This is a genomic window from Nocardia sp. NPDC057440, from assembly GCF_042802915.1.
Taxonomy (GTDB): Bacteria; Actinomycetota; Actinomycetes; order Mycobacteriales; family Mycobacteriaceae; genus Nocardia.
The window spans coordinates 21,740-44,013 of the sequence record NZ_JBHVDF010000005.1 but is presented as its reverse complement, the minus strand read 5'-3'; the positions used below and the strand labels follow the sequence as shown (position 1 = coordinate 44,013).

The 22,274-nt window shown below is 66.7% G+C and carries 19 protein-coding genes; 13 read left to right on the top strand and 6 right to left on the bottom strand.

Translation table 11 applies throughout. From position 1 onward, the window contains the following. Nucleotides 1–50 precede the first annotated feature (50 nt). Nucleotides 51–461 carry a YjbQ family protein gene (locus ACFU4Z_RS11725; RefSeq protein ID WP_379061769.1) on the bottom strand — a complete coding sequence of 137 codons (411 nt, stop codon included), beginning with the start codon at nucleotides 459–461 and terminating at the stop codon, nucleotides 51–53. On the opposite strand from ACFU4Z_RS11725, the gene ACFU4Z_RS11720 reads away from it, so the two are divergent. From ACFU4Z_RS11720 to ACFU4Z_RS11705, 4 genes are all read left to right on the top strand, one after another. After that, the gene (locus ACFU4Z_RS11720) at nucleotides 460–720 is read left to right on the top strand and encodes a hypothetical protein (RefSeq protein ID WP_379061767.1); all 261 of its coding nucleotides are present in this window, start codon (nucleotides 460–462) and stop codon (nucleotides 718–720) included. The two genes, ACFU4Z_RS11725 and ACFU4Z_RS11720, sit on opposite strands and share 2 nt — an antisense overlap. 84 nt (nucleotides 721–804) lie before the next feature. Continuing rightward, entirely contained in the window at nucleotides 805–2,070 is a 1,266-nt protein-coding gene (locus tag ACFU4Z_RS11715) for an aspartate kinase (protein ID WP_379061765.1), read from the top strand. Nucleotides 2,071–2,073: 3 nt separating this feature from the next. Further along, nucleotides 2,074–3,108 (top strand): aspartate-semialdehyde dehydrogenase, encoded by a 1,035-nt coding sequence (locus ACFU4Z_RS11710; RefSeq protein ID WP_379061763.1) that lies wholly within the window; start codon nucleotides 2,074–2,076, stop codon nucleotides 3,106–3,108. A gap of 344 nt (nucleotides 3,109–3,452) precedes the next feature. Then, nucleotides 3,453–4,379 (top strand): aminotransferase class IV, encoded by a 927-nt coding sequence (locus ACFU4Z_RS11705; protein WP_379061761.1) that lies wholly within the window; start codon nucleotides 3,453–3,455, stop codon nucleotides 4,377–4,379. Nucleotides 4,380–4,568: 189 nt separating this feature from the next. On the opposite strand, the gene ACFU4Z_RS11700 is transcribed toward ACFU4Z_RS11705, so the two are convergent. Continuing rightward, a complete protein-coding gene (locus tag ACFU4Z_RS11700) occupies nucleotides 4,569–5,918 on the bottom strand; it encodes a serine hydrolase domain-containing protein (protein WP_379061758.1) in 1,350 nt (449 codons plus the stop codon). 694 nt (nucleotides 5,919–6,612) lie between these two features. On the opposite strand from ACFU4Z_RS11700, the gene ACFU4Z_RS11695 reads away from it, so the two are divergent. From ACFU4Z_RS11695 to ACFU4Z_RS11660, 8 genes are all read left to right on the top strand, one after another. Next, nucleotides 6,613–7,044, top strand: a complete 432-nt coding sequence (locus tag ACFU4Z_RS11695; RefSeq protein WP_379061756.1) for a Fur family transcriptional regulator — start codon at nucleotides 6,613–6,615, stop codon at nucleotides 7,042–7,044. Between the two features lie 65 nt (nucleotides 7,045–7,109). Beyond that, nucleotides 7,110–8,579, top strand: a complete 1,470-nt coding sequence (locus ACFU4Z_RS11690) for a catalase (RefSeq protein WP_379061754.1) — start codon at nucleotides 7,110–7,112, stop codon at nucleotides 8,577–8,579. 114 nt (nucleotides 8,580–8,693) lie between these two features. Beyond that, on the top strand, nucleotides 8,694–9,605 hold the full coding sequence (gene bla / locus ACFU4Z_RS11685) for a class A beta-lactamase (RefSeq protein WP_379061752.1): 912 nt from the start codon (nucleotides 8,694–8,696) through the stop codon (nucleotides 9,603–9,605). A 119-nt stretch (nucleotides 9,606–9,724) separates the two neighbouring features. Continuing rightward, nucleotides 9,725–10,417, top strand: coding sequence for a hypothetical protein (locus ACFU4Z_RS11680; protein ID WP_379061750.1), 693 nt, complete (start codon nucleotides 9,725–9,727; stop codon nucleotides 10,415–10,417). A 131-nt stretch (nucleotides 10,418–10,548) separates the two neighbouring features. Continuing rightward, entirely contained in the window at nucleotides 10,549–10,680 is a 132-nt protein-coding gene (locus tag ACFU4Z_RS11675; RefSeq protein WP_379061748.1) for a hypothetical protein, read from the top strand. 367 nt (nucleotides 10,681–11,047) lie between these two features. Further along, a complete protein-coding gene (locus tag ACFU4Z_RS11670) occupies nucleotides 11,048–11,542 on the top strand; it encodes a hypothetical protein (RefSeq protein WP_379061746.1) in 495 nt (164 codons plus the stop codon). 578 nt (nucleotides 11,543–12,120) lie between these two features. After that, nucleotides 12,121–13,347, top strand: a complete 1,227-nt coding sequence (locus tag ACFU4Z_RS11665) for a cytochrome P450 (protein ID WP_379061744.1) — start codon at nucleotides 12,121–12,123, stop codon at nucleotides 13,345–13,347. Further along, entirely contained in the window at nucleotides 13,344–13,934 is a 591-nt protein-coding gene (locus tag ACFU4Z_RS11660) for a TetR/AcrR family transcriptional regulator (protein WP_379061742.1), read from the top strand. The genes ACFU4Z_RS11665 and ACFU4Z_RS11660 overlap by 4 nt, the downstream gene beginning before the upstream one ends. Nucleotides 13,935–13,991: 57 nt before the next feature. Here the strand turns inward: ACFU4Z_RS11660 and ACFU4Z_RS11655 are convergent, their stop codons facing one another. Continuing rightward, the gene (locus tag ACFU4Z_RS11655; RefSeq protein WP_379061740.1) at nucleotides 13,992–15,233 is read right to left on the bottom strand and encodes an FAD-dependent monooxygenase; all 1,242 of its coding nucleotides are present in this window, start codon (nucleotides 15,231–15,233) and stop codon (nucleotides 13,992–13,994) included. A 102-nt stretch (nucleotides 15,234–15,335) separates the two neighbouring features. On the opposite strand from ACFU4Z_RS11655, the gene ACFU4Z_RS11650 reads away from it, so the two are divergent. Beyond that, a complete protein-coding gene (locus ACFU4Z_RS11650) occupies nucleotides 15,336–15,956 on the top strand; it encodes a TetR/AcrR family transcriptional regulator (RefSeq protein ID WP_379061738.1) in 621 nt (206 codons plus the stop codon). On the opposite strand, the gene atzF is transcribed toward ACFU4Z_RS11650, so the two are convergent. The 3 genes from atzF to ACFU4Z_RS11635 are packed head-to-tail and all read right to left on the bottom strand — an operon-like array spanning nucleotide 15,953 to nucleotide 22,117. Then, entirely contained in the window at nucleotides 15,953–17,692 is a 1,740-nt protein-coding gene (gene atzF / locus ACFU4Z_RS11645; RefSeq protein ID WP_379061736.1) for an allophanate hydrolase, read from the bottom strand. The two genes, ACFU4Z_RS11650 and atzF, sit on opposite strands and share 4 nt — an antisense overlap. After that, nucleotides 17,693–21,400 (bottom strand): urea carboxylase, encoded by a 3,708-nt coding sequence (gene uca, locus ACFU4Z_RS11640; protein WP_379061734.1) that lies wholly within the window; start codon nucleotides 21,398–21,400, stop codon nucleotides 17,693–17,695. It abuts the gene before it with no gap. Nucleotides 21,401–21,409: 9 nt separating this feature from the next. Further along, nucleotides 21,410–22,117: a GntR family transcriptional regulator gene (locus tag ACFU4Z_RS11635; protein ID WP_379061732.1), complete on the bottom strand. Its 708-nt coding sequence runs from the start codon at nucleotides 22,115–22,117 to the stop codon at nucleotides 21,410–21,412. Nucleotides 22,118–22,274: the final 157 nt, after the last annotated feature.

Genomic DNA, 22,274 nt, shown 5'->3' with positions numbered 1-22,274 from the left:
GCCGACGGCGGCGCGATCGGCAGCGGGGGTCGCGAGTTGCGCTCCTGAGCTCAGGCGCTGGTGAGGAAGGACAGGCGCACCTGGCGGTCGGGATTGTCGACATTGAGATCGACGAGGGCGATCGACTGCCAGGTACCCAGCGTCAGCGCGCCGCCGATGACCGGGATGGTGGCGTAGGGCGGGATCAGCGCGGGCATGACATGGGAGCGGCCGTGGCCGCGGGATCCGTGCGCATGCCGCCATCGGTCGTCGGCGGGTAGCAGGTCGCGCAATGCGGCGAGCAGGTCGTCGTCGCTGCCCGCGCCGAGTTCGAGCACCGCGATTCCCGCGGTGGCATGCGGCACGAAAACGTGCAGTAAACCGTCGCCGCCCGCCTCCCGCGCGAACCGCGCGCACTGCGGGGTGATGTCGTGGACGACTTCGCTGTGCCCCGTCGCCACCTCGAACACCGTGCTCTTCATGGTTTCCATCGTGCGCGTAGCCACGGTGTCGCTCAACCGGAGCCCCGGATGTCGGCGGTCGTGCACGGGCAAAGGCGCGGTGGTGAAGGGCCTCGAGCGACGCAATCGCCGCACCACCAAAGTCCAGACGACCGTGCTCATTCGGCGGGACGGCGAGTGGTTGATCGCGGCGTTTCAGAACACGAAGTATCGCTGGTTGCTGGAAACCCTTTCGGCCGAGTTCGATTCGCGAATGGCCCCTTCGATACTGGTGAGCTGAGGAGGTACCGACAAATCCACTGGACCCGAGTCGGTAGTCTTGGTGGCTGTCAGCAGCTGATTGTCGATCTTGGAGGACCCTGTCGTGGCTCTCGTAGTTCAGAAGTACGGAGGATCCTCGGTAGCAACCGCCGAGCGCATCCGGCGCGTCGCTGAACGGATCGTGGAGACGAAGAAGCAGGGCCACGATGTGGTGGTCGTCTGCTCGGCCATGGGTGACACCACCGACGAACTGCTGGACCTGGCGCAGCAGGTGGCGCCGGCGCCGCCTGCCCGCGAAATGGACATGCTGCTCACCTCCGGTGAGCGGATCTCCAACGCGCTCGTCGCCATGGCCATCCATTCACTCGGCGCCGAGGCGCGCTCGTTCACCGGCTCGCAGGCCGGCGTGATCACCACCGGCGCGCACGGCAACGCCAAAATCATCGACGTCACCCCGAGTCGGCTGCGCAGCGCGCTCGACGAAGGACTCGTCGTGCTCGTCGCGGGCTTCCAGGGCGTCAGCCAGGACAGCAAGGACGTCACCACGCTCGGCCGCGGCGGCTCCGACACCACCGCGGTCGCACTCGCCGCGGCGCTGGAGGCCGACGTCTGCGAGATCTACACCGATGTGGACGGCGTTTTCACCGCCGACCCGCGGATCGTGCCGGACGCCCAGCAGCTCGAGCAGGTCTCCTACGAGGAGATGCTGGAGCTCGCGGCCTGCGGCGCCAAAGTGCTGATGCTGCGCTGCGTGGAGTACGCGCGCCGCTACAACGTTCCCGTGCATGTGCGCTCGTCCTACACCGACAAGCCGGGCACCTACGTTTACGGATCGATGGAGGACATCCCCTTGGAGAAAGCAATCCTCACGGGCGTCGCGCACGACCGCAGCGAGGCCAAGGTGACAGTGGTCGGACTGCCGGACGAACCGGGCTACGCGGCCAAGGTCTTCCGCGCCATCGCCGATGCCGAGATCAACATCGACATGGTGCTGCAGAACATTTCCAAGATCGATACGGGCAAGACCGACATCACCTTCACCCTGCCGAAGACCGACGGTGCGCGCGCGGTGGAGATGCTGACCAAGCGTCAGGACGAAATCGGGTTCGCCCAGGTGCTGTACGACGACCACATCGGCAAGGTGTCGCTGGTCGGCGCCGGCATGAAGAGCCACCCCGGCGTGACGGCCACCTTCTGTGAGGCGCTGGCGAACGCGGGCGTGAACATCGACCTGATCTCCACCTCGGAGATCAGGATCTCGGTGCTGGTCAGGGACAGCGAACTGGACGAGGCCGTCAAGGTGCTGCACCGGGCCTTCGATCTCGGCGGCGACGAGGTCGCCGTTGTCCATGCGGGAACGGGGCGATAAGCCATGGGAGTTCGGGTAGGCGTCGTCGGCGCGACCGGTCAGGTCGGCGCTGTCATGCGAAAACTGCTGGAGGAGCGCAACTTCCCGGCCGACGAGATCCGTTTCTTCGCCTCGTCGCGCTCGGCGGGTAAGACGCTGCCGTGGCGTGGCGGCGAGATCGTCGTCGAGGACACCGAGACCGCCGACCCGTCCGGCCTCGATATCGCACTGTTCTCCGCGGGGGCGACCATGTCCCGCGTGCAGGCGCCGCGTTTCGCGGCGGCCGGTGTCACGGTCATCGACAATTCGTCGGCCTGGCGCAAGGATCCCGAGGTCCCGCTGGTCGTCAGCGAGGTGAACCCGGAGCAGACGCGCAATCTGGTCAAGGGCATCATCGCCAACCCGAACTGCACGACCATGGCGGCGATGCCGGTACTCAAGCCGCTGCACGATGTGGCAGGGCTGCAGCGCCTGATTGTCTCCAGCTACCAGGCGGTATCCGGCAGCGGGCTGGCCGGGGTCGAGGAGCTGGCTTCCCAGGTGCGCGCCGTGGTCGGCGACGCCGAAAAGCTGGTGCACGACGGCAGTTCGGTGCAGTTCCCCGCGCCGAACAAGTACGTCGCGCCGATCGCTTTCGACGTGATCCCGCTCGCGGGCGCGCTCGTCGACGACGGCTCCGGGGAGACCGACGAGGACCAGAAGCTGCGCAACGAGAGCCGCAAGATTCTCGGGCTGCCCGAGCTGCTCGTCAGCGGCACCTGTGTGCGCGTCCCGGTCTTCACCGGCCACTCGCTGTCGATCAATGCCGAATTCGCGGAACCGATTTCGGTGGAGCGCGCCAAGGAACTGCTGGCCAAGGCGCCGGGCGTCAAGCTCGTCGAGGTGCCGACCCCGTTGCAGGCCGCCGGCATGGACGAGTCCCTCGTCGGTCGCATCCGCCAGGATCCCGGTGTGCCGGACGGTCGCGGTCTCGCTCTGTTCATCTCGGGCGACAACCTGCGAAAGGGCGCTGCCCTCAACACCATTCAGATCGCCGAGGTCCTGCTCGCCGACCGCTGAGTCCGGCAGGGCGCATCGAATCACCGAACGGCGCGGTGGTCCACGACGGGTGGACCACCGCGCCGTTGGTGCCTCATTCGGCGCGGTTCAGCGCCGCCGCAGGCCGTCGAACACGACCATGAAGCCGCGCTGGCGCTGATCGTCGTTCGCGCCGGTGCTCTGCGCGCGGCGGGCTCGGGTCCGTACCTCCGTCAACGTCGTCCGGGTACGTGACGGAAAGGTGGCGCTGTTCCGCGATTACATGGATACAGCCAGGCTCGCTCGGCCCGCCGAGCGCTGATGGGGCGACGGGCGGGCCGAAAATTGACTCGCCCGAACGCCGTTTCGGTTGTTAGCCTCCGGCAATGGCGAACCCACATGCGCAGGTGTACTTCGGCGACCGGATCGTTGCCGCCGACGCGGCATCGGTGAATGTGGCATCCTCGGCGGTTCTCTATGGCCTGAGTGTCTACACCGTATTCCCGGTGCATGTGGATGGATCGGCGCGCACCGCTTTCCGGTTGGACGATCACTTCCGGCGACTCGAAGAGTCCTGCAAGATCATCGGCATCGATCGTTTCGCCGCCGAGTGGGATTTCGCCAGGTTCCGGACCGCGGTTGTCGAACTGATCGACCGGAACGCGCCCGTCACCGATGTATTCGTGCGGGCGACAGTGCATGTCGTCGAGTCGATCCCCGGCACCAGGGTTCGCGGCTGCGAGATTAAGGTGAGCATGTTCGTCTATGACGCGGTGCCGATCGTCCCGCAGGACGGCATGCGGCTGAAGTCGAGTCCGTGGCGGCGTATTCCGGACAATGCGATTCCTTCGCGCGCGAAAGTCAACGGTGCTTACGTGAATTCGGTGCTCGCCAAGCAGGATGCCATCGACAGCGGCTACGACGACTGCATCTTCCTCGATGGCAACGGTCACGTCTGCGAACTCAGTGCGGCCAATATTTTCCTGGTCCGCAATGGCACCCTCATCACCCCCGACGTGTCCTGCGACATCCTCGACGGCATCAACCGCCGCACCATCCTCACCCTCGCCGCGGAGGACGGTATTCCGTTCGTCGAACGGACGGTGGATCTGACCGAGTTGTATATCGCCGACGAGATTTTCGTCTCCGGCACGTCCGCGGGTGCGGCTCCGGTCACCGAGGTCGACGGCCGACTGATCGCCGATGGCCGCCAAGGCCCGATCTCCCAGGCGTTGCGCAAACGCCACGCGGCCGCACTGCGCACCGACGAACTGCACGGCTGGGTCACGGATCTAGCCGAGTCACCCGCATAGCCGATCACGGTGATGCGGCACTGCGCTATTCCGTCACAGACGTTCCAGCGCAGCGATGGCGCCGAGGACGGGGCCGGCAGTGTCGTGGATCGGCGAAAGGCGCCGGGGAGCACGGGATTGGCGCACGGCGGCGGCGTCGCGGCAGGCGAAATGCCCTTCTTCGGTGTGTGATTCGGTTGTGCGGGAGATTCAGCGAATCCTGGGCGTGCGTGGATCGGGGCCGAGGCACACCAGAATGACGCAGCCGGGCGCGGTATCCGCGAATGGTGGGGCCAGCGGGTAGTTCAGGCAGGCGAAGACATTGCAGCCCGGGTATGCCGACGGCCCGATTCCGAAGACCGCGAGCAGGATGTTGGTATCGACGAACCGGCTCGGATCCAGTCGCACTGGCGGCTCGATGTAGGGACCCGGGTCGGGTACTGGACTTTCGTCGAACGCGGCGAACAGCCTGCGGAAGAACTCGTATGGCAGTTCCATGATGTTCTGCACGATTCCGGACGGGCCCTGGCTGCTGACGTTGCCGTAGACCCCGGTCCAGACCACGGTCACGGCCAGGCTGGGGATGATGAAGACGTTCTGCATGCCGAGCCCGGACATCGAATACACATCGGGGGGCAGGAATGCGGGGGTCTCCGCGCACCCGGGCCCGATCCAGAACAGGTACCCGTAGCACTTGTTCGTCGCCGAGGGCTGCCGCGCCTGCCGCAGGTACTCCTGCGACACGAGTTGTTCTGTGCCCCAGCGCCCATTGTTGCTCACCAGCAGGCCCAGTTTCGCGAAATCGTTCGGCGGGATCATCAGGTGCGCGTACCCGTAGGTGTGTCCGGCGCGATCGCGCGCCCAGTAGTAATCGCCGCGGGCAATGCCGAGGGGATCGAACAGCTCTCGCTGCGCGAACTGTTGCAGTGGTTCGCCGACCGCCAATTCGATGACATACGCGAGCAGGTCGACATTGCGCTGGCTGTAGCTGAACGCCGTGCCGGGCGGGTTGTCCAGCGGCACCCCGAGCGCCTGCACCGCGCTGTTCGGGTCGAGTGGTATCACTCCCGTAATGCCCTCGGTGAGCACGCCGACGCGCATCCCCGAGCTCTCGGTGAGCAGGTTCTTCACCGTGATCGACCGATGCGCTTCGTCACCGAGTCCCGGCGGCAGATATCGATCGATCGCCGCATCGATGTCGAGTTGGCCTCGGTCCCACGCTATTCCTGCGAGCAGCGAGACCACGCTCTTGGTAGAGCTCCAAATATTCCACGCGACGTCTCCGGTTTGATCGTTCGTCGGCCCCTCGCCGATCAAACAGTTGTGCCGGAAGACCTGAACATTCAGCCGATTCCGCGTGCCTGCGAAGGCCAGTGCTTCGGCCAGCCGCTGCGAATTCAGCCCCACCTGCTCCGGCGCCGCCCGCTCTGGTTCCCGCCCGGACGACACCCCGCATTCCACCTGCTCGACCGAGGTCGCCTGCGCACTCCCGGCGAACACACTCCCCGCCACCAGCGATACCGCCGCGATTCCTGCCAGGAATCCGTAGAAACGCCCCATGGCCAAAGGCTATCGCGCCGGCACCCGGCGCACCGGGCAACAGGCTGCGCGTCCGACGGGCAAAATTCGGTGCTACGAGGAGGCGAATTACCGGGTGGCCCGAGGGCGCACGGCAGTTCCTCGACTCCAGCGCTCGGCGCGGCCCGATCTGATCGGGCAGAACCGTTGCCGCCGAATGTGTTACGGCTTCGCCAACGTCGACAACCAGTGCGGTCACCCCCACCGCGACCGTGACTATGTCGTGCGTCGCGAGTGCGGACTTCTGCCTACCGGTGAAATTGATCGTGACAATGACCGCCGCGATCGCGATGTTCGCGGGGCTGCATCCTCGACCACCGCGTCGCGCACCACGAATCGAGCCGAATGGGGGGCATCACCGAATATGCGAAAACGCCGCCAGGTCGTCAGACCTGGCGGCGCTGAGCCGCCGGACGCCACGCCAGCGTCACGACTCGGTGCCGACGTCCCACAAGCGCCTCTCGGCGAGTGGTCGCTCGAAGCGACAAAAAGGGGTGAGGCCCGGGGCTGTCCGGACGCCGACAGAGGTGGTCAACCGTGCCGTGCCGCGATCTATTCCGCACCGCCGACGGTGACTCGCGCAACGCGCGTCGGCGCGCTCTCATCGCACGAGATGCGGTGACCTTAGAGATTCATTTTCTTGACTAATTCCAGAAAAGAAGTAACCATCGTGGGTATGCACACCAACACCGCCGATCCGCGCGAACAGTTGCGCGCGGCAGGCCTGCGGGTTACCGCCCCGCGGGTCGCGGTGCTGGATGCGGTCGCGGCCCGACCGCATTCGGACGCCGATCGGCTGGCCGCCACGGTCCGGGAAGTACTGGGTTCGGTATCCACGCAGGCTGTCTACGACGTGCTCCGGGCCTGCGTGCGGGCCGGAATCCTGCGGCGTATCGAGCCGGCCGGTTCGGCCGCGCGCTACGAGACCCGGACCGGAGACAATCACCATCACCTGGTGTGCCGAAGCTGTGACACGGTCGTGGACGTGGACTGTGTTGTGGGCAGCGCGCCCTGCCTGGAAGCCGTGGGCGACCACGGTTTCACGATCGATGAGGCAGAGGTCGTTTTCTGGGGTCTGTGCCCTACCTGTCGTTCGCAAGAACGGTAGTCACCCCGACAGCCCGGGGCAGCCCATCCCCGGGACGTTGTTCCATCAGCCGAGGAGGCTTCGACATGACCAAGCCGACAACCACCAACACCGGTACCCCGGTGCAGAGCGATAATGAGTCGCTCACCGCGGGCACCCAGGGTCCCATCCTGCTGCACGACCATTACCTCATCGAGAAGCTCGCCCAGTTCAATCGTGAGCGGGTGCCGGAGCGGATCGTGCACGCCAAGGGTGCGGGCGCCTACGGCGAGCTGGTTGTGACCAACGATGTCAGCCGCTACACCAAGGCCACGCTGTTCCAGCCGGGTGCGCGGACCGAGTCGCTGGTGCGTTTCTCCACGGTGGCCGGTGAGCAGGGCAGCCCCGACACCTGGCGCGACCCGCGCGGTTTCGCGGTGAAGTTCTACACCGAAGACGGCAACTACGACCTCGTCGGCAACAACACCCCGGTCTTCTTCATCACCGACCCGATCAAGTTCCCCGACTTCATCCGGTCCCAGAAACGCCTGCCCGGCAACGGACTTCGCGATCACACCATGCAGTGGGACTTCTGGACCCTGCGTCCGGAGACCGCGCATCAGGTGACCTGGCTGATGGGCGACCGTGGCATCCCGAAGACCTATCGCCACATGAACGGCTACGGTTCGCACACCTACCAGTGGATCAATGCCGCGGGCGAGCGCTTCTGGGTGAAGTACCACTTCAAGACCGACCAGGGCATCGACTACCTGACCCAGTCCGACGCCGACCGGATCGCCGGCGAGAACGCCGACTATCACCGCAAGGACCTCTGGGACGCGATCGAGCGCGGCGAGTTCCCGAGTTGGACGGTGCACGTTCAGGTCATGCCGGTCGCCGAGGCCGAGGGCTACCGGTTCAACCCGTTCGACCTGACCAAGGTGTGGTCGCACCGGGACTACCCGCTGATCGAGGTCGGCAAGTGGACCCTGAACCGCAACCCGGGCAACTACTTCGTCGACATCGAGCAGGCCGCCTTCGAGCCGTCGAATATCGTTCCCGGCATTGGTTTCTCGCCGGACAAGATGCTGCTGGGCCGGGTGTTCGCCTATGCGGACGCGCACCGCTACCGGATCGGCGCCAACTACGCGCAGCTGCCGCCCAACCGCGCCAAGGCCGCCGAGGTGAACTCCTACTCCAAGGAGGGCTCCATGCGCTACGAGTACAACGACGCGAGTGTGCCGGTGTACGCGCCGAATTCCTTCGGCGGCCCGCACGCCGACCCGGAGCAGGCGCCTGACGGCGGCATCTGGGATTTCGATCCGACCATCGTGCGCACGGGCTACATCACGCACGCCGAGGATGGCGACTTCACCCAGGCGGGCACCTTGGTGCGCGAGGTGCTCGACGATGACCAGCGAGATCGCTTGGTGAACAACATTGTCGGCCACGTACTCGGTGGTGTGCGGGAGCCGGTGCTCAGCCGGGTCTTCGAGTACTGGAAGAACGTGGACTCCGATCTCGGCAAGCGGGTCGAGGAAGGCGTGCGCGCAGGACTGAACGGCGCATCGGCGTAGCAGCCAAGAACGTCGGCAGGTGCTCACCTCTCTAGGTGTGCACCTGCCATGCGCTGAGCCTGTCCGGGCCGAGGCCGTTTGTCCGGCTACCCGATCGCCTGACACAGTGAGGGCATGTTTCGGCTGACACGTAACTATCGGGTAGTCATCGCCGCCGCGCTCGCGCTTCCGCTGCTCGCCGCCTGCGGCACCGATTCACAAGCGGCGCAAGGGCTTCCGAGCACCGCCGCGCCGGTGCGGGCCGCCGCGCGGATCGCGGACCTGGAGATGCGCTACGAATCCCAAATCGGTCTGTTCGCCGTGGACACCGCCACCGACAAAACAGTGTCGAACAGTGCCAACCAGCGTTTCCCGTTGCTGTCGACGTTCAAGCCGCTTGCCGTGGCGGCCTTGCTGAAGGCGCATCCGCTCGACACCGGATATTTCGACCGCGTCATCCAGTTCACCGAGGCCGACCTTGTCGCGAACTCACCCGTCACCGGCACCAAGGTGGCCACCGGAATGTCGGTGGCCGAGCTGTCCGAAGCGGCGATCACCCACAGCGATAACACCGCCGCCAACCTGCTGCTGCGCGAACTCGGCGGCCCTGCGGAGGTGACGGCGTTCCTGCGCACACTCGGCGACCAGGTGAGCAGGCTGGATCGCTGGGAACCAGAACTCAACTCCGCCGTCCCCGGCGATCCACAGGACACCACCACCCCCGCCGCGCTCGCCGCCGACTATCGCGCCCTGGTCCTCGGCGACGCACTCGGCACCCCCGAGCGCGACCGATTGATCACTTGGTTGAAGGCGAATACCACCGGAAACAAGCGAATTCGCGCCGGTATCCCCGCCAACTGGACAACCGGCGACAAGACCGGCACCGGAGCCTACGGCTGCCTGAACGACGTGGCGATCACCTGGCCCGACGGCGGTCGAGCCCCGATAGTCATCGCGGTACTCACCCGCAAGGGCACCGCGGACGCCACGGGAGACGACGCGGTAGTCGCCGACGCCACCAAGCTCGCGACCGAATCACTGCGCTGATCCTGTACAGAATCACCCTCGACCTCATAACCGAGGGCAAGGTTGCTGTTCGAGTTCGGAACGGTCGACTTCGAGCGAGTCCGGTTACTCGAGCAAACCGTGCGACGTAACTTGACCCAATGGTTGCCGATGACGACACCTCATCGCCGAACGCGCGCCAGGGGCCTGTCGGTCCGCCCGAACCATCGGCTCCGCCGGTGTCGTCGTCGGACCTGGCAGCCCTTCAGCGCGAACTGGAACTAGCGACGCGCCACGGGCGGTACGCGCTGGTCACCGCGGTGATCGCGGCGGTGATCTCGGCCAGCGCGTCGGCGTGGTCATCCATCCATGTGAGCAGCACGGAAATGGACCGGCAGCAGCGCTTCGCGGCAGCGCAGGCCGTCCGGACGAATCGCGAATCCGTCTATGTGGATTTCGTTGCCGCGTACGGTGACCTCGCAAGCCGGTTGGGTCGGCTGCGCGCCGCCTTGCAGCTTCATCCACCGGATTCCGGGTTTCTGACATCGGAACTCGACAAGCTCTTCGAACCGATGCAAACCCTGACACGTGCCGAAACCGCAGTCCGCATCGTGGGCAGCGAGATGGGCCAAGCCCTCGCCCGCTGGGATAGGACACTGCGCGCACTCACCATGGGCCCCGAGTCCTTGGAAGTCGTCAAAGACCATCTCGATCAACACCAGGGCGGGTTTCCGGACGACGACCAATGGCGTCGAATTTCGACGGTGGGAATATCGGCGATCGAGAGATTCTCGACGGACACCGCGGTGGATGAGATCGCCGAGCGCGCCCGCGAAGACCTGGGCTCCGGATGATTCCCATCGGCGAAACCGGTCGCGGAAGGTCGGGCTGCCTGCACTGGTGGTGACCGCCGCCGAGTTCGGGGTGCTGGCGACTCTCGAGGTCGGCACCGGCTTCTGGTTGCCGAGCTGGCCTTGGCACTGCGATGTCCACCACGTTCGTCGCCGCGGCCTGCGCGGTCCTCATGGCCGCCGCGCTGGCGCTGATGCGTGAACACAAGTCCGATGCTGCCGATCTCGACGGCACCGAGGCGGAGCTCGCCACCTACATCGACTGACAGCCGCACCGAAAACCGCTCCGCCCCTGACCGGACCGGTCAGGGGCGGAACGGATTTCGCTTGCTTGTCACAGGCTGCGGCTACACCGCACTACAGCAGGCCCCACCAATACAGCAGGGTAGCCAGTATCCACACGACCACGGTTTCCATCGCCGCTCCAATCTTCTTGGCGCCCTCATTCCATCATCCGCCGTTTCGGGCTCATGTGGTGGCAACTCGGCTGGTTCTCGCTGAAATCGGCGGTTCTACCTGTGGTCTTGTGCCTACAAGATCTTCTTAAGGGCGCGCCAAGCCCCGGGCTGCATTGTTTGTGTCAACACCGGAACACACCGGAAATCGAACACCCGGACCCGACAAGGACAGACGATGATCGGCAAGCTGACCACCGCCCTCGCTTTCACGACCACTGCAGGCGCCTTGGTGTTCGGCGCGGGCGCCGCGGTCGCGGACACCACCGGCCACCCCGGCGCCGCGCTCACCGGCCAGGCCACGTGCACCCACAAGAGCGATCGCATCGAGATCGAGATCGCCGCCCCCATCGTTTATGCGCAGGCAGGCTACCGGCCCGGCGAACATCAGTTGGTCCGCTACCGCACCGTCGTCTACGACGCGGCCAAGGGCGCCCTGGCTGTCGCGAGCGAGTGGGAGAAGGGCAAAGCCACCGACACCAAGGCCGCCGACATGGACGGCGCGGAGCTGAAGGTGCTGCGCAACGACCCGAACGCGTACAAGGTCATCCAGCAGGTCGAGTGGCTGGCGCCGGACGGGGAGAACCCGGTCGCCAGCACAGATCTCTACGCCACCGGCTACCAGATCAAGGACGGCCGCACCGTCCTTGGCACCTTCGAGTACTGCCAGTAGGCGGTGCCAGGGGAATCAAGCCACCACCGGGGGGTGGGAACCGGGCACGACCTGTCTTCGAGGGGTTGACAGGTCGCGTCCAGGGAAAAGGCCAGCCGGACCGGTCCACGAGGGGTGACCGGTCCGGCCGGCTTCGTTAGAGCGCAGACACTTTCGGATGGCTCTTCCAGGAGCTGACCGGCAACCGCCACTGCCGAAGGTAACCATTCGGTGCACGCCGACGATCCCACCCACGTATGGGTCGGGCCGGTTCACGAGGGGTGACCGGCCCGGCCGCCTTTCCATCGGACGGTCCGTGTCACCGGCTGTTCGTTTGCCGGACCTGATCAGCGGCTGCTCGTGCGTTGCGGCCCTACTCGCGGCTGATCGGCAGGCGGACACGGAATTACTTGCCCCGGTGTCCGGTTCAGCACCTGATCGCGCGCGCATTGCTGATCCGGCGACAGCAGACGCGTTCGTCGAGCTGGCGCGGCGGCTCCTCGGCGATGGGATATGGGAATCGTTCTGACGCGGAGCACCAGGTTCGAGACTTCCGGGACACTGTAGACAAAATATTGAATCTGTCTTACCGTCGCTACATGTTGCTCCAAGAGTATCGTGATGCTCCGAAGTTTGAACTGCGGTCGGGTGCGACGTGGACGTCGCCGTGGGGGATGTATGCCGCGCTGCGTGAGCATGATCCGGTGCATCATGTGGTGCCGCAGGCGCGGCCCGAGCACGACTACTGGGTGCTCACTCGGCACGCGGATGTGTATGCGGCAGTGCGGGATACGGAGACGTTCTCCTCCAGTGACGGGCTGACGGTGGAGTACGGGGAGCTCGAGCAGATCGGGCTGACCGACAATCCGCCGCTGGTGATGCAGGATCCGCCGGTGCACACCGAATTCCGGCGGCTGGTCGCGCGCGGGTTCACGCCGCGGCAGGTCGTCGACGTCGAGCCGGTGGTGCGCCGTTTCGTCAGGCAACGCCTCGATCGGCTGGCCGAGCAGGGCGGGGGCGACATCGTCGAGCAACTGTTCAAGCCGCTGCCGAGCATGGTCGTCGCGCACTATCTCGGGGTGCCGCCGGAGGATCGCGGGCGCTTCGACGGGTGGACCGATGCGGTGGTCGCGGGGAGTATCGACGCGCACAACACCCAGGCGCAGCAGGCTTCGATGGAGATGCTCGGCTACTTCGCCGAACTGGTCAAACGGCGTCGCACCGACCCGGGCGACGACACCGTGTCGCTGCTGGTGCAGGCGGGCATGGCCGCGGACGACGACGATGTGCGCGGCCTCGTCCAGATCCTCGCCTACACCTGGACGATGGTCGCGGGCGGCAATGACACGACAACCGGATTGCTCGGTGGCGCCGTGCAATTGCTGCAGCAGCATCCGGAGCAGCGCGCGGCGCTCGTGGCCGACAAGGACCGTATCGAGATCGCGATCGAGGAATTCGCCCGGCTGACCTCGCCCGTGCAGGGACTGGCCCGGACGACGACCCGAGAGGTGGAATTGCACGGCACGGCGGTGCCGGCGGGACGCAAGGTGCTCCTGGTCTACGGCGCGGCCAACCGCGACGATCGAGCCTACGGCGCCGACGCCGAGGAATTGGACGTCGACCGGAATCCGCAGCGGATCCTGACCTTCGGCCACGGCCCGCATCACTGTCTCGGCGCGGCGGCGGCGCGGATGCAGGCCCGAGTCGCCTTGGCGGAGTTGCTGGATCGCTTTCCCGACTACGTCGTCGACATCGATGCGGTCCAGTACGCGCCGGGCCCGTACGTGCGCAGGCCGACCACGGTCCCGTTCCGGTGCACGGCATGAACGGTGACTGGCTGGCCGACGGCCGGGCGGAACTGGCGTCCGAACGCATCCTCGACGCGGTGCGCACACTGTTCTCGGAAAAGGGTGTCAGCGGGGTCGGTATGGCCGAAGTCGCCGACGCCGCAGGGTGTTCCAGGGCGACGCTCTACCGCTACTTCGACAATCGCCAGGCGCTGTATGTGGCCTTCGCGGGTCGCGAGGCGCGGCAATTGGTCGAGCGGGTGTGGCGTGATCGGCCCGACGATGCGAGCGCCGACCGTGTCGAGCAGCTGCTCGACGGTGTCGCCGCGGTGCTCGCCGAGGTGCGCAAGACGCCGCACCTCGCGGTGTGGTTCGAGCCTGCCAACTCCGGAATCGTTGCCCAGCTGTCGAATTCGTCCCACGTGATCGATGCGATCGGCACCGGCTTCGTCGCGGGCTATCGTCCGCGATTGTCCGGAGCCGCGGCGCGGATGCTCGGGCAGTGGGTGGTGCGGGTGGTCGTTTCTTTGCTGACGTTGCCCGGCGCGGGGGAGGACGAGGAGCGGGCGATGCTGCGAAACTTCCTGCTGCCGTTCCTGCTCGACGAGCGGACCGTCATCGAATGACCATGACCGGCGCCGTGGTGGACGGCGCCGGTCATGGTCGGTTCCTACGGCGGGCGGTTACCCGACGGTCTGCGCCGAGTAGTCGGGCAGGTCGTAAGCGTCTGTCCCGCTGAGCATCTTCATCATCAGCGGCTTCATGATCTTGGCGGTCATCAGCTTGCTGACCAGGTGGCCCGCGCGAATCCCGAAGCGGGTCTTCGGGGTCATCGCCTTCAGTCCGCCCGGCGGCAGCTCCTGCGCCTTGGCGACGAACGGCCGCAGCACCTCTTCGTAGCGGGCGAGCGCCTGCTGCGGATCACCGGCGTGCGCGATGATTTCGCCGGCCAGTACGTACGCGCCGACCAGGGCCATCGCGGTGCCCTGACCGGTGAGCGGCGAGCCGCAGTAAGCCGCGTCGCCGAGCAGTACGACGCGGCCCTTGGAGTAGGCCGGCATGTCGATGCGCGCCAGCTCGTCGAAGTAGAAGTCGCCCGCCTCGGCCATGGCGTCGCTCACCGTGTTCGCGATGGTGCCGCCGCCCGCCAGCCGCTCGCGGATCAGTTGCTGCTGTGCGGGGATATCGCGGCGCAGTGCCGGATCGGCGTCGGTGCGGATGGTGATGATCGCCTTGCAGGTGGTCGGGTCGTAATCGGGACGGAGACCGACGTTGGTCGCGCCGACCAGCGAGTTCATCGTGAACCAATTGTCTTCGGTACCCGCGGGGGTCGGCAGCGTGAAGAAGGACATGTACCCGCCGAGGTAGGTCGCGAACTCCTCTTCCTGGCCGAACACCAGCCGCCGGGTGGCGGAGTGCAGTCCGTCCGCGCCGATCACGATGTCGAAGCGTTCGGTGCTGCCGGAGGCGAAGGTGACATCGACGCCGGTGTCGTCCTGGCTGATGTCGGTGATCCATGCGCCGTAGCGGTAGTCGACGCCGCCCGCTTCGGCGAGCGCGTCGAGCAGTACTTGATTGAGATCGCCGCGGGTGAGCTCGATTTCGGCTACGGCGCCCTTGCCGTCGAACATCTCGGCGGGCATCCGCAGCAGCTCCTTGCCTTCGCTGTCCACCATGACGATGCCGCGCTCGTCGAGCTGGACTTTCCGGATGCCGGGCATCAGGCCCATCCGCTCCGCGACCTCGTTGCTCGGCCCGCGCAGGTCGACGGCCTGACCGCCGGGGCGGGGCGCGTCGGCGCGCTCGACCACGGTGGCCCGGATGCCGGCCCGGAGCAGCTGCAGCGCAACGGCATTGCCGCCGATACCGCCGCCGGAAACGAGGACGCGAGGCTGGTCGGTGGGGGTGGCGGAGTTGGCGTTCATGTTCTGGCCCCTTGCTCTGACTCGAATGTCTTAGACATATGTTTAACAGAGTCTTGCACGCTTGTCTAGTGCAAATGTGTAAGACGTACGTACAGTGAAGGCATGGGAAACAGAGAAGACCTGCTCACAGCGGCGCGCACCTGCATCTACCAGCGCGGATTCGCGGCGACCACGGCTCGCGACATCGCGGATTCCGCCGGGGTGAGCCTGGCGGCGATCGGGTACCACTTCGGATCGAAGGACCAATTGATCAGTGAGGCGATCACCGAAGCGATCGGCGACGGCATCGAGGAGGAACTGGAAATCCTGATCCGGACCGCGGCCGCGGGACGTTCACTCACCGAGTCGTTCGCCGCGACATGGGCAGGCGTCGGCGCGATCTTCCTTCGCAACAGGGAAGGCATTGTCGCGTCTGCAGAGAACATCATCCGGGTCCATCGATCGTCGGATGGGCAACGGTACATGGAAAAGGCCGGTGCGCAAGCCGTCAGTGAAATCGCGGCAACCCTGGGCGCGGTGTGCCCGGAGCTGACACCGGCGCAGGCCGAAGCGGTCGGCCGGTTGTATTACACACTGCTGAACGGTCTTTCGATCCAGTGGCTCGGCAATCCGAACGGTGCGTTGCCGACCGGTGACGACTTCGCTCTCGCCCTTGCCGCACTGGTCCCGCAACCGGCAGCGCCCGCGGGTGTGTCGGGCGCTGCCGGTGTGGATCCGGTCTAGTTCTGGTGCTGGAGATAGGCCTTCCAGCCGCCGAACGACGTGATATCCGTCGCCGCCTCGGCGGCGTCGTAGGTGCAGGCGAAACCGATAACCGAACGCCCATCGGACAATTCGATGCTGGTCAGCGCCATCGGCGCGGGCAGCGCGGCCAGGAAGCGACCGAGGCCTGCCGCCGAGACCCGGAACAGCTCCCCGAGGATCGGTGCACCGAGACCGTCGCCGTGCCGGACGAGTCCGGGCTTCGGCGGCGTGGTGTCCAGCGCGGTGAGCCGGTAGGCGGCGGTCGTCGTGATCTCGCCCGCGAACCTGGCCCCGATCTCCTCCAACTGCCAATGCAGCGGCTGACCGCGCAGGTGCGCACCGAACACCGCGAGTTCAGTGCCGTCATCGACCAGCGCGGGGGGCGGGTCGGCGCCGACGATCCGAGCGGCGATATCGATCGCGACCTGATCGGCGAAGGCGGGGACGACCACCATCACCCCGAATGGCAAACCCGCCGCGGTGGGCAGCCCGGGGACCGCCACCGCCGCCATGTCCAGCAGGTTGCAGAAGTTGGTGTAGGTGCCCAACCGCCGATTGATGACCAACGGGTCCGCCTGCACCGCGGCGATACTCGGGTGCTCGGTGGTCGTCGGCAGCAGCAGTCCGTGGAAGCCTGCGAGCAGCGCGGTGGTCGCGGCTCGCACTCTGGCGAGGGTGTCGAGATCGTCCGCGAATCCGGGACCGGTCGTCGCGCGTGCGGCATCGATGATGGCCGTCACCGTCGGATCCGCGCCCGCGGGCGCGGTGTCGAGGAACTCGCCGACCGCCGCATAGCGTTCGGCGACGATCGCGCCGTCGTAGAGCAGCCGGGCCGCGTCGAGCAGCGCCGAGATATCGACCTCGTGCGTGGCGACTCCGGAATCGGTGACAGCGACGACGGTTCGGGCGAAGGCATCGCGGTAGGGCTCGCTCAGGGCCGCGAGATCCTCGGCGCGCGGAACGGCAAGGCGCAGTTGCTGTGGCGCGGCGAGGTGGACGTCCGCGGGCCAGCTCCGGCTGCGCGGGTCACGGACCTCCGGCCCGGCCATCACGGCCGCGGCGACGACGGCCTGATCGAGGTCGGTGGCGAAGACCGTGACGGCGTCGTAGTCGGCGCACGCCGGAATGACGCCGTGGGCCGGGATGACGCCGAGCGTCGCCTTGATGCCGACAATGCCGTGCAGTGCCGCGGGCACCCGGCCGGACCCCGCGGTGTCGGTGCCGATGCCGATATCCGCGATTCCCAGCGCGACCGCGACCGCCGACCCCGAACTCGAACCGCCGGAGATCAGCTCCGGATAGTGCGCATTGCGCACCGCGCCGTACGGGCTGCGGGTGCCGACGAGGCCGGTGGCGAACTGGTCCAGGTTGGTCTTGCCGAGCACGATCGCGCCCGCCGCGACCAACCGCTGCACGGCGGCCGCGGTAACCGTGGCGGGGTAGGCGAATTCGGGGCAGGCCGCGGTGGTCGGCAGCCCGGCCACATCGATGTTGTCCTTGACCGCCACCAGGATTCCGGCCAGCGGCAGCGCCGCACCCTCGGCGAGCCGCTGTTCGACGGCGGCCGCGTCGGCGGCGACGTCGCCTTCCTCGCGCAGCGTGATCCATACCTCTTGTCGATCCACCTCGGCGATCCGCCGATAGGCGGCGGCGACCCGCTCGGTGGGCGAACGCTGCGGCTGCGCTGCGATGTTGCCTAGGACGCCTGCGGTCATTCAGTCGACTCCGATCACGGCTAGGGGGGTGCCCGGTTCCACTTTGGCGCCGGGGGACGCCAGTACCTTCAGCACCGTGCCCGGGCCCGGGCTGTGCACCGGCAGTTCCAGTTTCATGGCTTCGAGGATCGCGACCGGCGCACCCGCGGCCAGCCGCTGACCGACCTCGATCTCGACACGCCAGACATTGCCGATCATCGGCGCGGTCACCACCGTCGCGTTCGGCGGCAGTCCGGCCAGCGGGTCGGCAGCGGGTTCGATCGGGGTTTCGACCGTCGAGCCGCGTTCGAACTCGCCTGCGGCCCGCCAGGCATTCTTCTCCGCTTCGAAGGCGACGGCCTGCCTGGTCTCGAACTCGGCGATGGAGTCGGCATTGTCGGCGAGCATGCGCAGATGATCGGTGAGGGCGAAGGTGCCCTCGCTCACCTCGGCGTCGAATCGTCCCGCCCGCGCGGCGGCGCGATATTCGAGCAGCTGTTCCGGGCTCACCTGCTCCCACACGATGCGGTCGAAGAACCGGAACAACCAGGGCGTGCCCGCTTCGAATGGCGCGGACTGCCGGTAGCTCGACCAGATCGGCACGGTCCGGCCGATCAACTGGTAGCCACCCGGGGAGGCCATGCCGTACACGCACAGGTACTTGCCGCCGATGCCGACCGCGTCCGAGGGGGTCCAGGTGCGCGCCGGATTGTATTTGGTGGTGACGAGGCGGTGCCGCGGGTCGAGCGGAACGGCAAGTGGCGCACCGAGATACACATCACCGAGGCCGAGCACGAGATATTCCGCGTCGAAGACCGCCGAGCGGACATCCTCGACACTGCCGAGTCCGTTGATACGGCGGATGAATTCGGTGTTCGAGGGCAGCCAGGGCGCGGTGTCGCGAACACCGCTGCGGTAGCGGTCGATCGCCTCGGCGATGGACGGATCGTCGAACGACAGCGGGAGCCGGATCGTACGGCTCGGCACGACGAGTTCGTGGGTGGCGGGCAGTGCGCGTTCGAGGTCGATCAGCGTGCCGAGCAGCCGATGCTGCGGCAGCGCATCGGGATCGAAGTGGATGTGCAGCGAACGGACGCCCGGCGTGACATCGATGATGCCGGGTAGCCCGGAGCCCGCCAGCGCCTCGGCGAGGGCGTGCACCCGCATGCGCAGACCGAGATCAAGGACCATGTCGCCGTATTCGACCAGGATGTTGTCATCGCCGCCGCGGAGATAGGCGACTCGCGGTCGATCAACGTCCGCATCGAGCGCACCGAGTATCCCGCGATCATCCAGTCCGGCGAGAGGATTCGCGATGGCGTCGCGCGAGCGTGCGATATTCGAGCCGGATTCCGACGGCCGAAGCGCGGCGGCCGCCGCGTCGCCGACCGGCACGAATCGGATGGTGTCGCCCGGGCGCAACTGGCCCAGCTTCCAGCGATGCGCGGAGACCACCGTCAGCGGGCAGGCGAATCCACCGAGGCTCGGGCCGTCCGGGCCGAGCAGGATCGGAGTATCGCCCGAGACATTCAGTGTGCCGACGCTGTAGGGGTTGTCGTGCAGATTGGACGGATGCAGTCCGGCGTCGCCGCCGTCGGTGCGCGACCAGGCCGGCTTGGGTCCTTCGAGCCGGATGCCCGTGCGATTCGCGTGGCTGCCGACCTGCCACGGATGCGAGTAGAACTGGGCCATGTCCGCGTCGGTGAAATAGGCGGGGGAGGTCTGCGGGCCCTCGCCGACAGCCAGGTGCCAGACGTGGGTGAACTCCGGTCGTTCCGCGATCGGGACCTCGCGCGGTTCGGCGAGATCGGTCCGCGGCGGCAGCACACCGAGCACATCGCCTGCGGCAATGGCTTTCCCGGTGACGCCGCCGAAGCCGCCGAGCGTGAAGGTGGCCGCACTGCCGTGGTAGAGCGGCGCATCGATGCCGCCGCGCACCGCGAGGTAGCTGCGCAGTCCGGTATCGGTCGGTGCGCCGATATCCAGAATCGAGCCCGCCGCAACAGAGATCGGCCGCCACATGTCCGCAGGCCGCCCGTCGACGGTGATCTCGACCTGTGCGCCGGTGACACACACGACGCTGGGTTCGCCGAACCGCAGTCGCGGTCCCTGCAGGGTGCATTCCAGCGCGGGCGCGCCCACCGGGTTCCCGACTGCCGCGTTGGCCTGGGTGAACGACAGGTCGTCCATCGGTCCGGAGGGTGGAATTCCCACCTGCCACAGGCCGATTCGGCCCGGGTAGTCCTGGATGGTCGTCATGGTCCCGGCGCGCAGGACATCGATACGACGGCCATGCGGGCGGATGTCGGCCAGCGTCGTCGTGACGTGCTCCGCGCTCAGCACCCGGGTATCGGCGCCGGCCGCGCGCAGCTGCGGAAGATTGGTCTGCACCCCGTAGACGCGGGTCGCGGCCAGCGCGTCGGCCAATTCCGCGAAAGCCGCCGCACGGGTGGGCCCGGCCGCGATCACCTTGGCCAGCAGCGGGTCGTAATAAGGGCTGACCTCGGTTCCGGTATCGATCCACGTGTCGATCCGGGTGCTGGTGCCCGGTTCGCGTAGTGATCGGGTGGCTTCATCGATGGCCGTCGATGTCGGATCGCTGTGCGCGCCGCCTACCCAGGTCTGCGCCGGGAAGGTGGCGGCGGTGATGAGCCCGGCGCTCGGCCGGTAATCGTGCCCGGGATCCTCGGCGTAGACCCGTGCTTCCACGGCCCAGCCCTTGATGGCGGGGCCGGTCTCTGGCAGCTCGTCCACCATCGAGCTGTCACCACCGGCCAAGCGCAGCATCCACTCCACCAGGTCGATGCCGGTGACCGCCTCGGTGACCGGATGCTCCACCTGCAGACGGGTATTCATCTCCAGGAACGACGCCGCGTCACGGTCGGTGTCGTAGACGAACTCGACGGTGCCCGCCGAGCGATACCCGACCGACCGCGCCAGCTCACGCGAGGCCGCGAGTAATTGCTCCGACAGGTCCGAACCGAGGCCGGGAGCAGGAGCTTCCTCGATCACCTTCTGATTGCGCCGCTGCAGCGAGCAGTCGCGGGTGCCGAGGCTGACGACCCGGCCGTTTCCATCACCGAACAACTGCACCTCGACATGCCTGGCCCGCGTGACGAAGCGTTCCAGGAAAACGCCGGTCGAGGAGAAGTTCGTCGCGGCAAGTCGCTGCACCCGCTGAAACGCCGCGCGCACCTCGTCGGCGGTGCCGCAGGCCTGCATGCCGATGCCGCCGCCGCCACCGACCGCCTTGAGCATGACCGGGTAGCCGATCCGCTCGGCCTCGGCAATGGCGTGATCGGCCGAATCGAGCAGGCCGCTGCCCGGGATGAGCGGCACTCCCACCGACCTGGCGGCCTCGCGTGCGGTGTGCTTGTCACCGAAGACGCGCAGTTGCTCGGGCGTCGGACCGACGAAGGCAATGCCCGCGGCTGCTACGTCTGCGGCGAAATCGGCATTCTCCGAAAGGAATCCGTAGCCCGGGTGCACAGCGCCCGCGCCCGCCGACAGGGCGGCCTCGATCACCCGGTCGGCGCGCAGATACGAGTCGGCGGCGGCGCTGGGCCCCAGATGTATTGCCATGTCAGCGATTTCGACATGGGATGCGCCCACGTCGGCATCTGAGTAGACCGCGACCGTCTTGAGCCCGAGCGCCCGCGCCGTCCGCATCACCCGGCACGCGATCTCGCCGCGATTGGCGACGAGCACCGTATCGAAATCCAGCGTCACCGTTACTCCCTAGTCAGTTGCGAGGGACATCGCGGCGATGGCCCGCGTCACCCGATCGAGGACCACATCCAGCGAGCCGCCGATGTGGGTGTGCAGCAGGCGATATGCCAGCGAAAGATCTTCTGCCAGAACGGCATCCAAGATGCCGAGATGCTCGGATATGGTGGTCTCGATCCGGTTGTTGACCATGAAGTCGTACATCCGCACATGCCGGATTCGGGAATTCACCGCCTTCAACGACCGGACCAGCTCGGCGTTGCCCGCCGCGGTCAGCAAGGTGACATGGAATTCCTCGTCGCGGACCACGAAACCCGGCTCCTGTTCCGGCGGGTCGGCGCGCAATTCCAGCCAGCCGGCGCGCTCGGCCTCCAGTAACACGTGGTCATGGCGGATCGCGGGATTATCGATCGCTCGCTGAATTCCGCCCAGCTCCAATGTGAGTCGTAACTCGTACAGGTCACGAATCAGCGGAATGCTCGGCCGGACCGGCGTGAAACCGTACTCTTCCCGCTGCAGCAACCCATCCGAGCACAGCACCGTCAGCGCCTCGCGGATCGGCGTCCGCGAAATACCGAACCGCGCCGCGAGCTTGGGCTCGGTCAGCCGCTCGCCGAACCTGATGTCGCCGTTCATCAACTCGCCGCGCAGTGCCGTATAGACCACGTCCCGTAACGGCCGCCCGGCCGCATCGGCCAGTGTGGCCACCCTTGTCGACATGCGTGTATACGCTATGGACCTCGCGTTTCACCGAGATGTCCGCAAGTTAGCAAGGTGTAAGGGTCTGCTCACCGCCGTGTTTCGCCTGCGGAGCCGGGTGGTGGGAGTATTCCGCGCCGGAACATCGCACGTCCTGAGACCGAGCTCGGGGCGGATC